Annotated in this window: 20 protein-coding genes and 1 pseudogene; 13 read left to right on the forward strand and 8 right to left on the reverse strand. The window is 60.3% G+C overall.

The genetic code is table 11. The features are described 5' to 3' along the window. Positions 1-1,197: an amino acid ABC transporter permease gene (locus K6N12_RS08315; RefSeq protein ID WP_097625347.1), complete on the reverse strand. Its 1,197-nt coding sequence runs from the start codon at positions 1,195-1,197 to the stop codon at positions 1-3. A gap of 97 nt (positions 1,198-1,294) precedes the next feature. After that, a complete protein-coding gene (locus tag K6N12_RS08320; RefSeq protein WP_097625348.1) occupies positions 1,295-2,320 on the reverse strand; it encodes an amino acid ABC transporter substrate-binding protein in 1,026 nt (341 codons plus the stop codon). Positions 2,321-2,679: 359 nt separating this feature from the next. On the opposite strand from K6N12_RS08320, the gene K6N12_RS08325 reads away from it, so the two are divergent. After that, the gene (locus tag K6N12_RS08325) at positions 2,680-3,870 is read left to right on the forward strand and encodes a cystathionine beta-lyase (RefSeq protein WP_097625465.1); all 1,191 of its coding nucleotides are present in this window, start codon (positions 2,680-2,682) and stop codon (positions 3,868-3,870) included. Between the two features lie 11 nt (positions 3,871-3,881). Here K6N12_RS08325 and K6N12_RS08330 read toward each other — a convergent pair whose 3' ends face one another. Both K6N12_RS08330 and K6N12_RS08335 read right to left on the reverse strand, forming a co-directional pair. Beyond that, on the reverse strand, positions 3,882-5,036 hold the full coding sequence (locus tag K6N12_RS08330) for an FAD-dependent monooxygenase (protein ID WP_097625349.1): 1,155 nt from the start codon (positions 5,034-5,036) through the stop codon (positions 3,882-3,884). A gap of 28 nt (positions 5,037-5,064) precedes the next feature. Then, the gene (locus tag K6N12_RS08335; protein WP_003539274.1) at positions 5,065-5,310 is read right to left on the reverse strand and encodes a zinc-finger domain-containing protein; all 246 of its coding nucleotides are present in this window, start codon (positions 5,308-5,310) and stop codon (positions 5,065-5,067) included. A 166-nt stretch (positions 5,311-5,476) separates the two neighbouring features. On the opposite strand from K6N12_RS08335, the gene K6N12_RS08340 reads away from it, so the two are divergent. The 6 genes from K6N12_RS08340 to clpA all read left to right on the forward strand — a co-directional run bounded on the left by K6N12_RS08340 (position 5,477) and on the right by clpA (position 11,341). After that, on the forward strand, positions 5,477-6,262 hold the full coding sequence (locus K6N12_RS08340) for an alpha/beta fold hydrolase (protein WP_097625350.1): 786 nt from the start codon (positions 5,477-5,479) through the stop codon (positions 6,260-6,262). A 141-nt stretch (positions 6,263-6,403) separates the two neighbouring features. After that, entirely contained in the window at positions 6,404-7,237 is an 834-nt protein-coding gene (gene cysE, locus K6N12_RS08345; protein ID WP_012557537.1) for a serine O-acetyltransferase, read from the forward strand. A gap of 125 nt (positions 7,238-7,362) precedes the next feature. Then, the gene (locus K6N12_RS08350) at positions 7,363-7,566 is read left to right on the forward strand and encodes a DUF3126 family protein (protein ID WP_037094675.1); all 204 of its coding nucleotides are present in this window, start codon (positions 7,363-7,365) and stop codon (positions 7,564-7,566) included. A 272-nt stretch (positions 7,567-7,838) separates the two neighbouring features. Continuing rightward, positions 7,839-8,210 (forward strand): phasin family protein, encoded by a 372-nt coding sequence (locus K6N12_RS08355; RefSeq protein WP_097625351.1) that lies wholly within the window; start codon positions 7,839-7,841, stop codon positions 8,208-8,210. A gap of 277 nt (positions 8,211-8,487) precedes the next feature. Then, positions 8,488-8,838, forward strand: a complete 351-nt coding sequence (gene clpS, locus K6N12_RS08360) for an ATP-dependent Clp protease adapter ClpS (RefSeq protein WP_003586692.1) — start codon at positions 8,488-8,490, stop codon at positions 8,836-8,838. A gap of 10 nt (positions 8,839-8,848) precedes the next feature. Beyond that, positions 8,849-11,341, forward strand: coding sequence for an ATP-dependent Clp protease ATP-binding subunit ClpA (clpA, locus tag K6N12_RS08365; RefSeq protein WP_012557540.1), 2,493 nt, complete (start codon positions 8,849-8,851; stop codon positions 11,339-11,341). Positions 11,342-11,433: 92 nt separating this feature from the next. Here the strand turns inward: clpA and K6N12_RS08370 are convergent, their stop codons facing one another. The 4 genes from K6N12_RS08370 to K6N12_RS08385 all read right to left on the reverse strand — a co-directional run bounded on the left by K6N12_RS08370 (position 11,434) and on the right by K6N12_RS08385 (position 14,368). Continuing rightward, a complete protein-coding gene (locus K6N12_RS08370; protein ID WP_097625352.1) occupies positions 11,434-11,859 on the reverse strand; it encodes an HIT family protein in 426 nt (141 codons plus the stop codon). A 53-nt stretch (positions 11,860-11,912) separates the two neighbouring features. Next, positions 11,913-13,103 carry a GNAT family N-acetyltransferase gene (locus tag K6N12_RS08375; protein ID WP_097625353.1) on the reverse strand — a complete coding sequence of 397 codons (1,191 nt, stop codon included), beginning with the start codon at positions 13,101-13,103 and terminating at the stop codon, positions 11,913-11,915. 78 nt (positions 13,104-13,181) lie between these two features. Next, complete coding sequence (locus tag K6N12_RS08380) at positions 13,182-13,901, reverse strand: glycerophosphodiester phosphodiesterase (RefSeq protein ID WP_097625354.1); 720 nt, start codon at positions 13,899-13,901, stop codon at positions 13,182-13,184. Further along, on the reverse strand, positions 13,898-14,368 hold the full coding sequence (locus K6N12_RS08385) for a RidA family protein (RefSeq protein ID WP_003586684.1): 471 nt from the start codon (positions 14,366-14,368) through the stop codon (positions 13,898-13,900). The genes K6N12_RS08380 and K6N12_RS08385 overlap by 4 nt, the downstream gene beginning before the upstream one ends. Positions 14,369-14,504: 136 nt before the next feature. On the opposite strand from K6N12_RS08385, the gene K6N12_RS08390 reads away from it, so the two are divergent. From K6N12_RS08390 to frr, 6 genes and pseudogenes are all read left to right on the forward strand, one after another. After that, complete coding sequence (locus K6N12_RS08390; protein WP_097625355.1) at positions 14,505-15,341, forward strand: cell envelope integrity EipB family protein; 837 nt, start codon at positions 14,505-14,507, stop codon at positions 15,339-15,341. Positions 15,342-15,533: 192 nt separating this feature from the next. After that, positions 15,534-15,758 (forward strand): annotated as a pseudogene (locus K6N12_RS08395) (hypothetical protein); the annotation flags it as partial. Between the two features lie 233 nt (positions 15,759-15,991). Beyond that, positions 15,992-16,759 carry a 30S ribosomal protein S2 gene (gene rpsB, locus K6N12_RS08400; RefSeq protein ID WP_003573382.1) on the forward strand — a complete coding sequence of 256 codons (768 nt, stop codon included), beginning with the start codon at positions 15,992-15,994 and terminating at the stop codon, positions 16,757-16,759. A gap of 239 nt (positions 16,760-16,998) precedes the next feature. Then, a complete protein-coding gene (gene tsf, locus K6N12_RS08405) occupies positions 16,999-17,925 on the forward strand; it encodes a translation elongation factor Ts (RefSeq protein WP_097625356.1) in 927 nt (308 codons plus the stop codon). A 96-nt stretch (positions 17,926-18,021) separates the two neighbouring features. Then, positions 18,022-18,744 carry a UMP kinase gene (gene pyrH, locus K6N12_RS08410; RefSeq protein WP_003573378.1) on the forward strand — a complete coding sequence of 241 codons (723 nt, stop codon included), beginning with the start codon at positions 18,022-18,024 and terminating at the stop codon, positions 18,742-18,744. A gap of 63 nt (positions 18,745-18,807) precedes the next feature. Next, positions 18,808-19,368: a ribosome recycling factor gene (gene frr, locus K6N12_RS08415; protein WP_097625357.1), complete on the forward strand. Its 561-nt coding sequence runs from the start codon at positions 18,808-18,810 to the stop codon at positions 19,366-19,368.

The raw sequence follows: 19,368 nt of genomic DNA on the forward strand, positions 1-19,368 counted from the left end.
TTATCGCTCCACCAGGGCCATTTTGGCGTTGAACCAGTTCATGAAGACCGAGGTCACGACGCTGAGCAGCAGATAGGCGACGACCACCAGGAACATGAGCTCGACGGCCTGACCGGTCTGGTTGAGGATCGTGCCGCTGACGGCGAAGTAATCGGCGAAACCGATGGCGATCGCCAGCGACGAATTCTTCGTCAGGTTCAGATACTGGCTGGTCAGTGGCGGAATGATGATGCGCAGGGCCTGCGGCACCACGACGAGGCGCGTGATGCTCGATGGATGCAGCCCGAGCGCGCCTGCCGCTTCCGACTGGCCCTTCGCCACGCCGCGAATGCCGCTGCGTACGATCTCGGCGATGAAGGCTGCGGTGTAGAAGGAGAGGGCCAGGAAGAGCGACATGAACTCCGGACCGATGACGCTGCCGCCGGTCAGGTTGAACTTGCCGGCAACCGGCATGTCGAATGACATGGGCAGGCCGCTTAGCAGGAAGGCGAGAATCGGCAGCCCGACGATCAGGCCGATCGCCGCCCAGATCGTATGGAACTGCTTGCCTGTTGCCGCCTGCCGCTTGTGCGCCCATTTCGTCATCAGGACGGTTGCGACGATCCCGATCAAAAACGCGATGCCGACAACCCACATGCCGGTCTCGAAGATCGGCTTCGGGAAGGCGAGCCCGCGATTGTTGAGGAACATGTTGAGCGGCAGATGCAGCGATTCACGCGGCTGCGGCAACACGGCAAGAACGCCGGAATACCAGAAGAAGATGACGAGCAGCGGCGGGATGTTGCGGAATACTTCGACATAGACGGTGCAGAGCTTGGCGATCAGCCAGTTGCGCGAGAGCCGGCCGATGCCGATGACGAAGCCGATGATCGTCGCGGTGATGATGCCGGTGATGGCGACCTGGATCGTGTTCAGGATGCCGACGAGCAGGGCGCGTCCATAGGTGCTGTCGCTCGAATAGCCGATCAGCGACTGGCCGATCTCGAAACCGGCGCGTCCGCGCAGGAAGGCAAAACCCGATGCCGTATTGCTGCGGGCAAGGTTTGCTGCCGTATTGTGCGCGATCCATGTGATCGCCACGACAAGCACCACGACGGTTAGGATTTGGAAGAAAATACCCCGAATTCTCGGGTCGTACATGGCGGAGCTCAAACTCCAGCCGGTCGCATGCAAAGGTACAGATGCCTCTTGCGTCATGCCGCGCCAATCCCCTGTGAGCCCGTTTTTGGGCTTTTCTTTTTTGGAAGAGGAAAGGCGTTTTACCGCCTTTCCCTGCTTTTCAAGCGGTGCGCGATCAGCGAACCGGCGGAGCGTACTGGATGCCGCCCTTGCTCCAGAGAGCGTTGAGGCCGCGTGCGATCTTCAGCGGGCTGCCCTGGCCGATATTGCGCTCAAAGACTTCGCCGTAATTGCCGACGTTCTTGATGATGTTGTAAGCCCAGTCGTTGGTCAGGCCGAGGTCGGTGCCAATCTTGGTATCGGCCTCGCTGCCGAGGAAGCGCTTGATATCGGGGTTCGGCGAGTTCTTCATCTCGTCGACATTCGCCTGGGTGATGCCGAATTCTTCGGCGTTAACAAGCGCATAGGCCGTCCAGGAAACGATGTCGAACCACTGGTCGTCGCCCTGGCGCACAGCCGGGCCGAGCGGCTCCTTGGAGATGATCTCCGGAAGGACCATGTGCTCGTCGGGGTTCTTCAGCGTCAGGCGCAGCGAATAGAGGCCGGACTGGTCGGTGGTATAGACGTCGCAACGGCCGGAATCATAGGCGGCGTTGACTTCTTCAAGCTTTTCGAAAACCACCGGATTGTACTGAAGGTTGTTCGCCTTGAAATAGTCGGCGAGGTTCAGTTCGGTGGTCGTGCCCGACTGCACGCAGATGGCCGCACCTGATAGTTCCAGCGCCGACTTCACGTTCAGGCTCTTGCGAACCATGAAGCCCTGACCGTCGTAATAGGTGACCGGGCGGAAGTTGAAGCCGAGTGCGGTATCGCGGTTGATCGACCAGGTGGTGTTACGCGACAGAATGTCGATTTCGCCGGACTGCAGTGCCGGGAAACGATCTTTCGCCGACAGTGGCGTATATTTGACTTTGGTCGGATCGCCGAGGACGGCCGAAGCGACGGCCTTGCAGAAATCGACGTCGAAGCCGGCCCAATTGCCGGATGCATCAGGCTGCGCGAAACCGAGAAGGCCGGTATTGACGCCGCATTGCACGAAACCCTTCGCTTTGACGTCTCCGAGAGTGGTGGCCGAGGCAGCCGAGGTGCCAAGAGCGAAAACTGCTGCGCCGAGTGCGGCGGACAGAAGCTTGTTCTTCATTTTTTCCCAACCTTTTCCGTTGTCTTATATTTTCTTGTGGGGAAGTTCCGGCGGAAAAACCTGCCGCCCCCAATGTCTCGACACCCTCCCGGCGCGAGTGCCCTATCACAGTCGCAAATGTCACCATGGTCAAGTGTCACCATCAATAATTGCGGCAAAATTCAGAATTTTGGTTGATTGCGCCGCATTCGAGGGCGGTTGGCTATGAAATAGGCGTCCGATTGCGGAAAAATAACGCGAAATTCGGAAATTCCATCATGTCCAAGCGTTGTCGCCAACCCACGGTCAAGGGGTTGACCGGAAACGGCGGGGCGTCCAAAAGTCTGGTTTTGCGCCCCTCGCCAAAGGCTATTTCCGACATGAAAGAAAAAGACAGCTTGCTGCAGAATGCCGGCATCAACACCCGCCTGACGCATATCGGCAACGACCCTTTCGACTATCACGGCTTCGTCAATCCGCCAGTCGTGCATGCCTCGACGGTGCTGTTTCCGAATGCGCGCACGATGGAGACACGCTCGCAGAAATACACCTATGGAACGCGCGGTACGCCGACGACGGATGCGCTCTGCGAGGCAATCGACGCACTCGAAGGCTCGGCCGGCACGATCCTCGTCCCCTCGGGCCTTGCAGCCGTGACCATTCCGTTTCTGGGTTTCGTCGCCGCCGGCGACCATGCGCTCGTCGTCGATTCGGTCTACGGCCCGACGCGCCATTTCTGCGACACGATGTTGAAGCGTCTTGGCGTCGAGGTCGAATATTACGACCCGTCGATCGGCGCCGGCATAGAGACGCTCTTCCGACCGCACACCAGGGTCGTCCACACCGAGGCTCCCGGCTCCAACACCTTCGAGATGCAGGATATCCCGGCGATCTCGGCGGTGGCGCACCGCCGCGGCGCCGTTGTCATGATGGACAATACCTGGGCGACGCCGCTCTATTTCAAACCGCTCGATCACGGCGTCGATATCTCGATCCACGCATCCACGAAATATCCCTCAGGCCATTCCGATATCCTGCTTGGAACCGTGTCGGCCAATGCCGAGCACTGGGAGCGGCTGAAGGAAGCAAACGGTGTGCTCGGCATCTGCGGCGCGCCCGATGACGCTTACCAGATCCTGCGCGGATTGCGCACCATGGGCCTGCGTCTGGAGCGGCATTATGAAAGCGCGCTTGATATCGCGCAATGGCTGGAGGGCAGGGAGGACGTCGCCCGCGTGTTGCATCCGGCCTTGCCGAGTTTCCCCTCTCATTATCTATGGAAGCGCGATTTCAAAGGCGCCAGCGGCATCTTTTCCTTCGTGCTCGCCGCCGATGGCCCGGAAAAATCCAGGGCAAAGGCGCATGCCTTTCTCGACGCGCTCCGGATCTTCGGTCTCGGCTATTCCTGGGGTGGCTTTGAAAGCCTCGCATTGCACGCCTATCTCAACGACCGCACGGTCGCCAAGGCTCCGACGGATGGTGCTGTCATCCGCCTGCAGATCGGCATCGAGGATGTGGTTGACCTCAAGGCCGATATCGAAAGGGGTTTTGCCGCCGCAAGCGCTGTCTGACACGCTGTGCTTTATGGCAGACGCAGAGCCCGGTACCCGTAAATCCAGTCGAGGTCCGCCGCCAGGCTTTGCGGCGGCTTGAGGCCGAGCACGAGATCGCGGCCGATCCGGATTGGCCCCTTCGCATGATAGGCGAACCGGTTGAAGGCGCCGCGCTGGCGAAGTTTCGCGATGCGTGGCGCCCGATGGCTTTCAAAGAGCTTTATAGCTTCCGCCGCCGGACGATTGGAAAGAAACACGGCAAGTTCGTAGGCGTCTTCGATCGCCATGGCCGCGCCCTGTGCGGCAAAGGGCATCATCGCATGCGCGGCATCGCCGATCAGAACTGTCTTGCGGCCGTCCTGCCACGCACCGGCGGAGGTTTCGAACAGCGGCCAGAACGTCAGCTTCCGGCGTTGGTCGAACAGCGAGACGATCGCGGCGTTCCAGCCCGAAAAGCGTTTCCTGAGTTCTGCGCGCTGCTCGGCCGTCGGCTCGCTTTGCCAGGCCTGCGGCGCGCTGTTGCCGGCGGTTATCGCCACCATGTTGAAGTTGGCAGTCTCCCTCAAAGGGTAGCAGACGAGATGTGCCGAGCCGCCGAGGAAAGCGCATACGCTTTGTCGGTCGAGGAAGCCGGGCGCTTCGGTTTCGGCAATGGTGAAGCGGTAGGCGATATTGCCGGAAAACCGTGGCGAGGGGCTGCCCGGAACCAATTGTCGCAGCTTCGACCAGACGCCGTCGGCGCCGATGACGGCATCGGCGTCCCGCTCGAAATCCGGCAGCGCCGATTCCATCCTGATACCAAGGTGAAGCCGGCAGAGCGGATCGGCCTCGACCGCGGCCAAAAGGGTTTTCTGCAATGTGCTGCGATGCAGGACGCCATAGGGAGCGCCCCAGCGCTGCCGTGCGAATGTGCCTGCAGGCACGGCTGCCAGCTGGCGCAGCGAACTGCCCGAGATCAGCCGGATCGTTTCCGGCTCGAGCCAGACCTTTGACAACCCGTCAAGGATACCAAGTTCGGCAAGAATGCGCGAGGCGTTGGGCGAAACCTGCAAGCCGGCGCCGACCTCGGTGAGTTCACCCGCCTGCTCGAAGATGTCGGAGCTGATGCCCCGACGCGAAAGCGATAGCGCAGCGGTCAGCCCCGATATCCCGGCGCCGATGATGGCGGCATGTTCGACCGGCATTATCCGTCCGATCCGAAATCTGGACGGGTTACGCCGCCTTCACGTGGAAAACGCAGCCGGCCGGGTTGGTCTGGCTCGGCTTGAGCGCGGAATTGAAGCGATAGAGCGTCGAACAGTAGGAACAGACCTTCTCGTTGTCGTCGCCCATGTCGATGAAGATATGCGGATGGTCGAACGGGGCCGAAGCGCCGGTGCACATGAATTCCTTGACGCCGACTTCGATAACCCGGTGACCGCCGTCGTTCTGGAAGTGGGGAATGTTGTGGCCGGCCATGTCGCTCTCCGAATGCTTGAAATCTGCGCGGACCTTATAAGCCTTCGCCGCAAATGTGTAGAGCCAAAGCGCCGCGGTGGGTACTGTTTTTAGGCACAGTTTCTAGCTTCACGATGAATGGCGGCTCGATTATGGTCGCGCGGAAAAGGCCCTGAAGGAAGACGCGATGAACCTGAACACGCCTGCATTTTCAAGCTTCACCCATGACGGATTGAAGCTCGCCTTCTTCGATGAGGGCGATCCGGCCGGCTTGCCCGTCTTGTTGATCCACGGATTTGCTTCGACCGCAAACGTCAACTGGGTGCACCCCGGCTGGCTGAAGACGCTGGGCGATGCCGGCTACCGGGTGATCGCCATCGACAATCGTGGCCACGGCGCAAGCGACAAGCCGCACGATGCCGAAGCCTATCGTCCATGGGTGATGGCCGGCGATGCGATCGCGCTTCTGGATCATCTCGGCATCCCGGAAGCCAATGTCATGGGTTATTCGATGGGCGCGCGCATTTCGGTCTTTGCCGCCCTTGCCAATCCGCATCGGGTCCGCTCGCTGGTGCTCGGCGGTCTCGGCATCGGCATGACCGACGGCGTCGGCGACTGGGATCCGATCGCCAATGCGCTGCTTGCTCCCTCGCTCGAGGACGTCACGCATGACCGCGGCCGCATGTTCCGCGCCTTCGCCGAACAGACTAAGAGCGATCGCGTCGCCCTTGCCCTCTGCATCCGCGGCTCGCGCGATCTCGTTGCCCGCACGGATATGGGAAGGCTCGACATGCCGACGCTGATCGGCGTCGGCACAAAAGACGATATCGCCGGCTCGCCGCAGGCGTTGGCGGCGCTGATGCCTGATGCCGAAGCGCTGGATATTCCGGGCCGTGATCACATGCTCGCCGTCGGCGACAAGGTTTTCAAGCAGGCGGTGCTGGCCTTCTACGCGAAAGTCGCCAGCGGGTGACATTGGTGGGTGAGATCATCATGATGCCGAAAACCCATGCTAAAAAACCATGGCGACGGCACCCATTTATGTTATTGGCGTTTTCCACTATATATTGGCATTCCGAAAACGGCATTCCTGTTGGCAACGAGGAGAGCGGCCATGGTCGCCAAGACTGATATTCGTGCTTTTGAGACAGGCCATCCGCTAAAGGTGATGGATCCCATCTGGGACAGCCTGCGCGAGGAAGCCCGGCTCGCCGCCGAACGGGACCCGGTTCTCGCCGCCTTCCTCTACTCGACAGTGATCAACTACCATTCGCTCGAGGAATGCGTCATCCATCGCATCTGCGAACGTCTCGATCACCCCGACATGCAGGCGAACCTGCTTCGCCAGACCTTCGAGGAAATGCTCTCCGATTGGCCGGAATGGAGTTCCATTCTGCGCGTCGACATCCAAGCCATCTACGATCGCGATCCCGCCTGCCTGCGGTTCATGGAAGCCGTGCTCTATTTCAAGGGCTTCCACGCGCTGCAGACACACCGTCTCGCCCATTGGCTGCTGAACCGCGGCCGGCGAGATTTCGCGCTCTATCTGCAGAGCCGTTCTTCTAGCGTCTTCCAAACCGACATCAATCCGGCCGCCCGGATCGGCAAAGGCATCTTCCTCGATCACGCCACCGGCCTCGTCGTCGGCGAGACGGCTGTGATCGGCGATAACGTCTCGATCCTGCACAACGTCACGCTCGGCGGTACCGGCAAAGAGGGCGCCGACCGCCATCCGAAGATCGGCAGCGGCGTCATGATCGGCGCCGGCGCAAAGATCCTCGGCAATATCGAGATCGGCTACTGCTCACGCATCGCCGCCGGTTCCGTCGTCTTGAAAGCGGTGCCGCCGAAGAAGACGGTCGCCGGCGTACCGGCCAAGGTCGTCGGCGAAGCAGGTTGTTCCGAGCCGTCGCGCAACATGGACCAGGTGATCGGCGCCGATATCTGATCGGCTGCCGGAAGGATTGGGAAAGGTCGGCGGGGACGAAAATTGCCAAGTGGCAACCTTGCCTTTACACCGCTGCTTTTCCTGTGCAAGAAGCGGTCAATCAAGACCGTTTACGGAGATACAGAGTGAAGCCTGAAGAAATCAAGAAGCTCGACGCCTATTTCAAACGCATGCTCAATCCGCAGATCGTCGTCAAGGCGCGTCCGCGCAAGAATGATTCTGCAGAAGTCTATCTCGGCGAAGAATTTCTGGGCGTCGTCTATATCGATGACGAGGACGGCGACCGCTCCTACAACTTTTCGATGGCGATCCTCGACGTCGATCTCTAATCCGCTCGAACGCTTTCCAAGGGACCGAACGGCGCGATCCGTTCGGTCTTTTTCGTTTTCTGGGCTTCAGTTCAAAATTTATTTGAAGCTTCAGGTTGCGTTTATATGATATATATTAGCAAAAACAGTTAAAGACGTACGTGCCCCGGCGCGCATCCTTTGTTTTATTATTGTTGCACAACCGGTGGGTGTTTTGCAATGCACAAGACTACTTGACTATTTGTGCGTTGCAGCTACCCTGCCGCCATCCCACAGCCCAACGGAGGACGGTCATGTTCAACTTTGACGACGCAAACAAGAAGAGCAAGGAAGCCGTTGATACGGCGCTGAGAACCTATTCGGATACGACCAGGGGCTTTCAGGCGATCGCTGCCGAAGCTGCGGATTATTCGAAGAAATCCTTTCAGGACGCGGTTACGCATTTCGAAACGCTGGCTGGCGTCAAGAGCTTCGAGGCGGCTTTCGAACTTCAGACCAACTACGTCAAGTCCTATTTCGAAGGTCTCGTTTCCGAGACGACGAAGCTCAGCGAGATGTATGCCGATCTCGCCAAATCCGCTTACAAGCCCTATGAAGCGCCGATCGCCGCTGCCGTCGCCAAGACCAGCCGGCAGGCGCAGCCTTCCACACCAGCCGCTGCATGAATTGATTGCGACGGCGCAACCTGCGCTACATATTGAAAATTATGGACCGGCTACGCATCTGTAGCCGGTCTTTTTGTTTCCACTTTATGCTGCAGTACCTCCGTGGGATTGGCCGGGGACTTTTTTGGTCTTTCCCGTGCATGCCGGCCATTTCTTGATTGCAGTGACTGACAGGGGGCTTAAAATCGGCCTATTATGAACTAAGTTAGTGTTTCAGATATTCGGCGGGAAAAGCACCCTCCCATGCTCCGCCGGATTGCTTGAGGAATGAATGACAATGATCGCAAAGCCGATCCGGATGCAGAACGACAGCGATAGGAACGGGGAGAACGGAAATCGAACCTCGGTCATCACACGCACCAAGCCGAAGACCAAGAAGCCCAATCTCTACCGCGTGCTGCTTTTGAATGACGACTACACGCCCATGGAATTCGTCATCCATATTCTGGAGCGTTTTTTTCAAAAGGATCGTGAAAGTGCCACCCGCATCATGCTCCATGTCCATAACCACGGCGTCGGCGAATGCGGAATATTCACATACGAGGTGGCGGAAACGAAGGTCAGCCAGGTGATGGACTTCGCCCGGCAGCACCAGCATCCGCTGCAATGCGTCATGGAAAAGAAGTGAGGATCTGAACGTGCCAACATTTTCGCCTAGTTTAGAGAAGGCGCTCCATCAGGCACTGACCTTTGCCAACGAGCGGCACCACGAATATGCGACGCTCGAGCATCTGCTGCTCGCCCTGATCGACGATGCCGATGCGGCCGCGGTCATGGGCGCCTGCAATGTCGATCTCGACGCGCTGCGCAAGACGCTCGTCGAATATGTCGATAACGAACTCTCCAATCTGATCACCGGATATGACGAGGATTCAAAGCCGACATCCGGCTTCCAGCGTGTCATCCAGCGCGCCGTGATCCATGTGCAATCGTCCGGCCGCGAGGAAGTGACCGGCGCCAACGTGCTCGTCGCGATCTTTGCCGAGCGCGAAAGCCATGCCGCTTATTTCCTGCAGGAGCAGGAGATGACCCGCTACGACGCCGTCAACTATATCTCCCACGGCATCGGCAAGCGCCCGGGTGCTTCGGAAGCGCGGCCCCCGCGCGGCGCCGAGGAGGAAGCCGAGAGCAGCAAGCCGACGGCGCGCGGCGGCGAGGAAGAGGGCGGCCCGAAGAAGCAGCAGGATGCGCTCAAGGCCTATTGCGTCAACCTCAACGAGAAGGCCAAGGGCGGCAAGATCGACCCGCTGATCGGCCGTCACGCCGAGGTGAGCCGCACCATCCAGATCCTGTGCCGCCGTTCGAAGAACAATCCGCTCTATGTCGGCGATCCCGGCGTCGGCAAGACGGCGATCGCCGAGGGCCTGGCCAAGCGCATCGTCGAAGGCAAGGTTCCCGAAGCGCTCGCCGATGCGACGATCTTCTCGCTCGACATGGGCACACTGCTTGCCGGCACGCGCTACCGCGGCGATTTCGAGGAGCGCCTGAAGCAGGTCGTCAAGGAACTGGAGGAATATCCGGGCGCCGTGCTGTTCATCGACGAGATCCACACGGTGATCGGCGCCGGTGCCACCTCGGGCGGCGCGATGGATGCATCGAACCTCTTGAAGCCGGCCCTGTCGTCGGGCGCGATCCGGTGCATCGGGTCGACCACCTACAAGGAGTATCGCCAGTTCTTTGAAAAGGACCGGGCGCTGGTTCGCCGATTCCAGAAGATCGACGTCAGCGAACCGTCGATCGATGACGCGATCGAGATCATGAAGGGCCTCAAGCCCTATTTCGAAGAATATCACCACCTGCGTTATTCCAACGATGCCATCAAGTCGGCCGTCGAACTCTCGGCCCGCTATATCTCCGACCGCAAGCTGCCGGACAAGGCGATCGACGTGATCGACGAGACGGGTGCTGCCCAGATGCTGCTCCCGCCCTCGAAGCGCCGCAAGCTGATCACCGAAAAGGAGATCGAGGCGACGGTCGCCACGATGGCGCGCATTCCGCCGAAGACCGTCTCCAAGGATGACGAAGCGGTGCTTGCCAATCTCGAGCAGGAACTGCGCTCGGTCGTCTATGGCCAGGATATCGCCATCGAAGCGCTTTCGACCTCGATCAAGCTGGCGCGTGCCGGCCTTCGCGAGCCGAACAAGCCGATCGGCGCCTATGTCTTCTCCGGTCCGACCGGCGTCGGCAAGACCGAGGTGGCAAAGCAGCTGGCATCGTCGCTCGGCGTCGAGCTTCTGCGCTTCGACATGTCGGAATATATGGAGCGGCACACGGTGTCGCGCCTGCTCGGGGCACCTCCCGGCTATGTCGGCTTCGACCAGGGCGGTCTGTTGACCGATGGCGTCGACCAGCACCCGCATTGCGTGGTCCTGCTCGATGAAATCGAGAAGGCGCATCCCGACATCTACAATATCCTGCTGCAGGTCATGGACCACGGCACGCTGACCGACCATAACGGCAAGAAGATCGACTTCCGCAACGTCATCCTGATCATGACGACGAATGCGGGCGCGTCCGAAATGGCCAAGGCGGCGATCGGCTTTGGCTCGTCTAAGCGCACTGGCGAGGACGAGGAGGCGCTGACCCGCCTGTTCACACCGGAGTTCCGCAACCGTCTCGACGCGATCATTCCTTTCGCGGCACTCCCGACGGCCGTCATTCACAAGGTCGTGCAGAAGTTCATCATGCAGTTGGAGGCCCAGCTTTCCGAAAGGAACGTCACCTTCGACCTGCATGAGGACGCGATCGCCTGGCTGTCGGAAAAGGGTTACGACGAGAAGATGGGCGCCCGCCCGCTGGCCCGCGTGATCCAGGACACCATCAAGAAGCCGCTTGCCAACGAAATCCTCTTCGGCAAGCTGAAGAAGGGCGGCGTCGTCAACGTCACGGTCGGCCCGAAGGAAGACGGCAAGCCCGGCATCGTGCTGGAGGCCATCCCGGATACGGCGCCGATCAAGCCGAAGCCGGAAGCCGAGGTCGTCCATCCCGACGCCGACGACCAGGGCGACGGCGAGCTGAAGACCAAGGCGGCGCCCAAGACTCGCGCCAAGACGGTCCCGCAGGCCGAGCCCGAGGTTCGCGACGCCCCGAAGAAGGGCAGCACGGTTCCGAAGGTTCCGCGCAAGAAGTGAGCTTTCCTCGTTGAATTGAAAAAGGCCGCGTCATCGCGGCCTTTTTCCGTTTCTGCTCTTTCCGTAGCCTCTGTCTCGCTTCGGGATCAATGTCAGGCCAGTGCCGCCCGGATCTTTTCTGCATGAGCGGCAAGCACGGCGCCATCTTCCATCTTGCCGGAGTGCGGCTTGAGTGCGGCGCCCTCGTGGCGCGGGATGACGTGGAAATGCAAATGAAAGACCGTCTGCCCGGCGGCCGGTTCGTTGAACTGGGCGACGAACACGCCGTCGGCGTCGAAGACGTCCTTAACTGCATTGGCAATCTTCTGGACGACGGTAATCGCATGGGTGAGGGTGGCTGGATCGGCATCGAGAATATTGCGCGACGCCGCCTTCGGCACGACGAGCACATGGCCCGGCGCTTGCGGCATCACATCCATGAAGGCGACGGTATGCTGATCCTCGTAGATACGGTGCGAGGGAATTTCGCCGCGCAGGATCTTGGCGAAGATATTGTTGTCGTCATAGGCGCTGGTCATCGCGAAATCTCCTCATTTCCTCTTGATCGGGTAACGCCGCCGGCAGGGCGGCGTCAATCCTCCTGCTGGCGCTCGCCTTTGCGGAACGGGCTGTGCTCGCTCAGCAGCTCGCTCATCTGTTCCACATCGGCGCGCTCGCGGGCGAGATAGTCGCCGATCGCCCGGCGAAGCCCGGCATGGGCGACATAATGGGCCGAATGCGTCGTCACCGGCAGGTAGCCGCGGGCGAGCTTGTGTTCGCCTTGAGCACCGGCCTCGACCCGCTTCAACCCTTTCGATAGGGCAAAGTCGATCGCCTGATGATAACAGACCTCGAAATGCAGGAAGGGATGATCCTCGACGCAGCCCCAGTGACGGCCATAGAGCGTATCGCCGCCGATGAAGTTGATGGCGCCGGCGATATAGCGTCCGTCACGCTTGGCCATGACAAGCAGGATGTCGTCGGCCATGCGCTCGCCGATCAGCGAGTAGAACTTGCGGGTGAGGTAGGGCCGGCCCCATTTGCGCCCACCGGTATCCATGTAGAACTTGAAGAACTGGTCCCAGATGCGTTCCGTCAGGTCACGGCCGGTCAGCCATTCGATGCTGATGCCGTTTTCGAGCGCGGCGCGCCGCTCCTTGCGCAATGCCTTGCGTTTGCGCGACGCGAGCGTTTCGAGAAATGCCTCATGATTGGCATAGCCGTCATTGATGAAATGGAACTGCTGGTCGGTGCGGTGCAGATAGCCGTCCATCTCGAAGACGCCGATCTCCTCATCGGGCACGAAGGTGACATGGGCAGACGAGATGCCGAGTCGGCGCACGACCTCCTTCAGGCTTTCGGCGATCGCGCTCTGGATCGGCAGCCGCTGCAGTCCCTCGGCGACGAGAAGACGAGGCCCCGTCGCCGGGGTGAAGGGGATCGAGCATTGGAGTTTGGGATAATACCGCCCCCCCGCCCGCTCGAACGCATCGGCCCAGCCATGGTCGAAGACATATTCGCCCTGGCTGTGGCTCTTGAGGTAGCCGGGCAGCGCGCCGATCAGTTCGCCGCGCTCGGTCTCGAGCAGCAGGTGGTGGCCGAGCCAGCCGGTCTCGGCGCTGGCCGAACCGGACTCTTCCAGCGAAGACAAAAAGGCGTGCGAGACGAAGGGGTTATAGGCAAGCGTCGGGCAAGTCTTCGATGCCCCGGAAAGCCTGGACCAGCTCTCCGGGGAAATCGCGGTGAAGGAGCGTTCTACGCGAATGGATAGTTCATCGGTCATGGGGCAGATGCGAAGCCTGTGGTAGGATGATCTCGGCTCTGCCTCAGTCTGCGCATGATCTTGGCCAAAAAGCGAGCGTCAAACCGCCACACGCGGGTCGAAGCCCTCGAAGGTCATCTGGTCCGCGTTGGCGAAGGTGAGCCGGCGCGCTTCTTCGTCGCGCACCGTCCAGGTGATGACGGGGATGCCCTTCTCACGTTCGCCTGTGATGAAGGCGTTCGGCAGGTCGTCATAATAATAGGAGATGAAATCGAGACCGATCTCCATCGCCTTCGCATGCGTCGCAAACTCCTCCGGTGTGTTGCCGTTGGCGGTAAGACCAAGCGGGTAGGGGGCGTCAAGCGCCTTCAGATCGCGCAGCAGCCAGTGGTCGAAGCTCATCAGCGCCACCTTGCCCTGATAATCCTGAAGCACTTCGAGCACGGCTTCTGCAAATCCCTCGTCATCGGCCTCGCGGCCCTTCAGCTCCAGCACCAGCGGCACCTTGCCCTGGACGAGATCGAGAAGCTGGCGGAGCGTCGGCACCTTGTCTCCAGTGCCGCCGACGGCGATCAGTCCGAGCTCACGGGAGGTGCGCTCGCGGATGTCGCCCGGAAGATTGCAGAGCCGCTGCAGGTCCTCGTCGTGAAAGACGACCGGCACGCCGTCGGAGGCGTAATGCAGGTCGCATTCGATCGCAAAGCCCGCTTCGACGGCACGTGAAAAGGCCGAAAGCGTGTTTTCCCAGACGAGCTTATTGAGGTCGTGATAGCCGCGATGGGCGACGGGCACGTCCCGAATCCAGGCCGCATTGGTCATTCCGCGATTTCCATGATAGCATCGATCTCGACGGCGGCGTTCAGCGGCAGGGCGGCCATGCCGACGGCGGCACGAGCATGTTTGCCGGCCTCGCCGAGCACGCCGGCAATCAGGTTCGAAGCGCCGTTGATGACGAGATGCTGCTCGACGAAGTCGGGCGCCGAGGCGACAAAGCCGTTCAGCTTGATGACGCGCCGGATGCGGCCGAGATCGCCGCCAAGTGCTGCCTTCGCCTGGGCTAGGATGTTGATGGCGCAGAGCTCGGCGCCGCGCTGGCCGCTCGCAACGTCCACGGTCTTGCCGAGATGGCCGGAGACGGCGATCTTGCCGCCTTCGAGCGGCAGCTGGCCGGAGATGTAGAGGAGATTGCCGCTGATGACGTAAGGAACGTAATTTGCAGCAGGCGCTGCGGCTTCGGGCAGGGTTATCCCCATCTCAGTCAGGCGCTTTGCAATTTCATCCGACATTTTCGTCTCCGCTTTTGTTGTCAATTCTTCAAAAATTATGCATCAAGACTAGAATCTTTAATATGACAGGTTCGAGCCTCGATTTGGCCGAAAGCGTTCTTATAACATCGCGACCGAGTCCAACAGGAGTTAATGAATGTTCCGATCAGGTCTTGTCGCTCTGCTTTTCGCCAGCGTTTCCGCCAATGCATGGGCGGCCGCGCCCGCGGTAAGCGCTGCGATCGCGACCGGCCTCGTCGCACATCGCGCGGTCTACGATCTGGAACTGAAGGACGCCTCTGACCGCTCCGGCATTGCCGGCATGTACGGTCGCATGGTCTATGAGTTCGACGGCAGCTATTGCCAGGGCTTCACCACCAACTTCCGCTTCGTGACGCAGATCGACACCGGCGACAGCGTCCGCGTCAGCGACCAGCAGACGAAGACCTTCGAGAATCTCAAAGACGGCAAGTTCACCTTCGACACCAAATCCTTCACCGACCAACAGCTCGACAAAGAGGTCAACGGTGCGGCTCAGGATCAGCCGGACGGGGTCAAGGTCGATCTCAAGCAACCGTCGAGCCGCGAACTGCAGCTTGCCGAAAGCCGGTTCCCGACCGAACATATGCTCGACGTGATCCAGAACGCAAAGGACGGCAAGCGCTTCTTCGAGGCCCGCGTCTTCGACGGCTCGGATGACGGCGACAAGTCGCTGGTGACGACGACGATCGTTGGCAAACAGGAGACGCCGGTTGCCGAGGAGGCAGATTCCGGAAATGCCGGCGCTTTCTCCAAGACGGCCTTCTGGCCGGTGACGATCGCCTATTTCAACGAGAATGCAAAATCCGACGCTCTGCCGGTCTACCGTATGTCGTTCAAGCTCTATGAGAACGGCATCACGCGCGACCTGACCATGGATTACGGCGATTTCGTTCTGACCGGCAAGCTCGCAAAGCTCGAGCTGCTCGACCGCAAGGCCGAGGTTTGCAAGTAAGCCTGCAAAGCTTTTCCAACTGTCATAAAACTGTATCATAAAGTTCATTATTGTGCGGCGACCAGCGTCTTCCGTCGTCCTGCTTTTCGGGTCGGTGTGATCCTAGCGGCCAGTCCATCGTGACAAGGCCTGCTTATTGCGAAGATGGGTCTCCAGGCGATTACCTTTCGCAAGCCTGGAAAGCCCGCCTCGCTGACCGTCGTCGACGAGAACGCCGATCGGCTGATCGAGGCGCTGGTGAGCCCGAAGCTGCAGGAACTGGCCTGGACGAGGCACGGCTTCGGCGGTCCGCCAGGAGCCGCCGCCGGCACCGCCGACAGCGCAATCGGCAGCCTGCTGCCGGCCGAGGTCGATGCCGTCCTGCCGATGCCGGACGCCGAGCTGATGCTGTCGCTGCTGACGATGCTGGCAAGCTGAGCGGACGCATGCGAAGGGCGGGGCAGCGGCTGAATTTCTCGGCATAAACCTTGTTTGTCTGCCGATTGGAATGTTTTCCTTGCTTTTATGCCGGACGGAATGTATGGGCAGCGGCATTCCACACGTAAGGCATGGGATTGTCCGGGAGAAATCCGGATCGTTCCGCCCGGTGGCATTCTCGAAGAGGATGCTGTTCGCCTTGCGGAGGTTCAACCGGAAAAGGATACAAAGGCATGGCATTGCCCGATTTCTCTATGCGCCAGCTTCTCGAAGCAGGCGTCCACTTCGGTCACCAGACGCACCGCTGGAACCCGAAGATGAAGCCGTACATCTTCGGCGATCGTAACAACATCCACATCATCGACCTGGCTCAGACCGTTCCGATGCTGTCGCGCGCCCTGCAGGTCGTCAGCGATACCGTTGCCCGCGGCGGCCGCGTTCTCTTCGTCGGCACCAAGCGCCAGGCGTCCGAGATCATCGCCGACAGCGCCAAGCGTTCGGCCCAGTACTACGTCAACTCGCGCTGGCTCGGCGGCATGATGACGAACTGGAAGACGATTTCCAACTCGATCCAGCGCCTGCGCAAGCTCGATGAGATCCTCAACGGCGAAGCCCAGGGCTTCACCAAGAAGGAACGCCTGAACCTCGAGCGCGAGCGTGAAAAGCTCGACAAGGCTCTCGGCGGTATCCGCGATATGGGCGGCACTCCGGACCTGATGTTCATCATCGACACCAACAAGGAAAAGATCGCGATCGACGAAGCCAAGCGCCTCGGCATCCCGGTCGTTGCCATCATCGACTCGAACTGCGACCCGGACCTGATCGACTATCCGATCCCGGGCAACGACGACGCATCGCGCGCCATCGCTCTTTACTGCGAGCTGATCTCCCGCGCGGCCATCGACGGCATTGCGCGTCAGCAGAGCTCTTCCGGCCGCGATCTCGGCGCATCCTCCGAAGTTCCGGTCGAGCCGGCTCTCGAAGAAGCAGCCGAAGGCTGATGAAAGCTGGCGGATCGAAAGGTCCGCCAAAGCTTGCATGACTGGGAAAGGCCGCTCGCGACTCATCGAAGTTCGGCGGCCTTGCCTGTTTCAGGGCGAGGGCATCAGGCTCTTTGCCAGATAAGTTTCGTTATGACGCGTCTTCATCACGCTGTCATACATACAGGTACATTTCGTGCCTCAATCCGGTGCCGCGCCGCGCTTTGCGGCCCACCGTATGAACCGACAAGAGGAAGCTAATGAGCGAGATTACGGCTGCGATGGTGAAGGAACTGCGCGAAAAGACCGGCGCAGGCATGATGGACTGCAAGAAGGCTCTTGCTGAAACCGGCGGCGACATGGAAGCGGCGATCGACTGGCTGCGCGCCAAGGGCATCGCCAAGGCCGACAAGAAGTCGGGCCGCACCGCTGCCGAAGGCCTCATCGGTGTTTCGAGCCAGGGCACCAAGGCCGTTGTGGTCGAAGTCAATTCCGAAACCGACTTCGTCGCCCGTAACGATGCCTTCCAGGATCTGGTCCGCGGCATCGCCAAGGTTGCCGTCTCCACAAACGGCACCGTCGAGGCCGTTGCGGCTGCGACCTACCCGGCATCCGGCAAGTCCGTTTCCGACACGATCAAGGACGCGATCGCAACGATCGGCGAGAACATGAACCTGCGCCGCTCGGTCGCGCTCTCCGTCGAGGACGGTGTCGTCGCCACCTATATCCACAATGCTGTTTCCGACGGCCTCGGCAAGCTCGGCGTTCTCGTCGCGCTGAAGTCGACCGGCGACAAGGAAGCCCTGAACGCAATCGGCCGCCAGGTCGCCATGCATATCGCTGCGACCGCACCGCTGGCGATCCGCCCCGAGGAAGTCGATGCCGCCGTCGCCGAGCGCGAGCGTAACGTCTTCATCGAGCAGTCGCGCGCTTCCGGCAAGCCGGACAACATCATCGAGAAGATGGTCGATGGCCGCATGCGCAAGTTCTTCGAAGAAGTCGCCCTTCTCTCGCAGGCTTTCGTCATCAATCCGGATCTGACCGTCGCAGCCGCCGTCAAGGAAGCTGAAAAGGCCGTCGGCGCGCCGATCGAAGTTGCCGGCATGGCCCGCCTTCTGCTCGGCGAAGGCGTCGAGAAGGAAGAAACCGATTTCGCAGCCGAAGTTGCGGCTGCCGTCAAGGGTTGATCTTCCAGCCATAATTGGGAAAACAACAGGGGCATCGCGTGACAACGCGGTGCCCTTCGTGTATCGGGCATTCACGGCAATTTACGAGGAGCCAAGATGTCTTTAGAGCCTGTCTATAAACGCGTTCTACTCAAGGCTTCCGGCGAAGCGCTCATGGGTAGCCAGGGTTTCGGGATCGATGTTGCGGTGGCGGACCGCATTGCATCCGATATCGCCGAAGCAAGGCATATGGGCGTGGAAGTCGGCGTCGTCGTCGGTGGCGGCAATATTTTCCGCGGTGTCGCGGTCGCGTCCAAGGGCGGTGACCGGGTCACCGGCGACCACATGGGCATGCTCGGCACCATCATCAATGCGCTGGCGCTGGCGACCTCGCTGCGCAAGCTCAACATCGATACCGTGGTGCTTTCGGCCATCTCCATGCCTGAGATCTGCGAGAGCTTTTCGCAGCGCGCGACCCTCTATCACCTGTCGATGGGACGTGTGGTGATCTTTGCCGGCGGCACCGGCAACCCCTTCTTCACCACCGATTCGGCCGCAGCGCTGCGCGCCGCCGAAATGGGCGCGCAAGCGATCTTCAAGGGCACGCAGGTCGACGGCATCTATACCGCCGACCCGAAGAAATATCCCGATGCGACCCGGCTCGACCGCCTGACGCACCAGGAAGTGCTGGACAGGGGGCTTGCGGTGATGGACGTTGCCGCCGTGGCGCTCGCCCGGGAGAATTCCATTCCGATCATCGTCTTCTCGATCCACGAGAAAGGCGGTTTTGCTGAAATCCTGACGGGCGGTGGCCTCAAGACCATCGTCTCCGACAACTGATATAGACTGCGCCGCCTTTGTCAGGCGCAGCCATCGCGACGCGCTTTATACGGGAGCATCGACATGAGTGAAGGTATCGACATCAAGGAACTGAAGCGCCGCATGGACGGCGCGGTTTCCGCATTCAAGAGCGACATCGCATCGCTGCGCACCGGCCGCGCTTCGGCCAACATCCTCGATCCGGTCACGATCGAGGCCTATGGTTCGCGCATGCCGCTGAACCAGGTCGCCAACATCACCGTGCCCGAGCCGCGCATGCTGTCGGTTTCCGTCTGGGACAAGTCGATGGTCAGCGCCGTCGAGCGCGGCATTCGCGAATCCAATCTCGGCCTCAACCCGATCGTCGACGGCCAGAACCTGCGCATTCCGCTGCCCGAACTGAACGAGGAGCGCCGCAAGTCGCTCGTCAAGGTGGCTCATGATTACGCCGAAAAGAGCAAGGTCGCGATTCGCCATGTACGCCGTGACGGCATGGACGGCCTTAAGAAGGCCGAAAAGGATGGCGTAATCGGCCAGGACGAGGGCAGGGCGCAGTCGGAACGTGTACAGAAGATGACCGACGAGACGATTTCCGAAATCGACCGCTTGCTTGGCGAGAAGGAAAAGGAAATCATGCAGGTCTAG

Source organism: Rhizobium redzepovicii (assembly GCF_019793435.1).
In the GTDB taxonomy this organism is placed as follows: domain Bacteria; phylum Pseudomonadota; class Alphaproteobacteria; order Rhizobiales; family Rhizobiaceae; genus Rhizobium; species Rhizobium redzepovicii.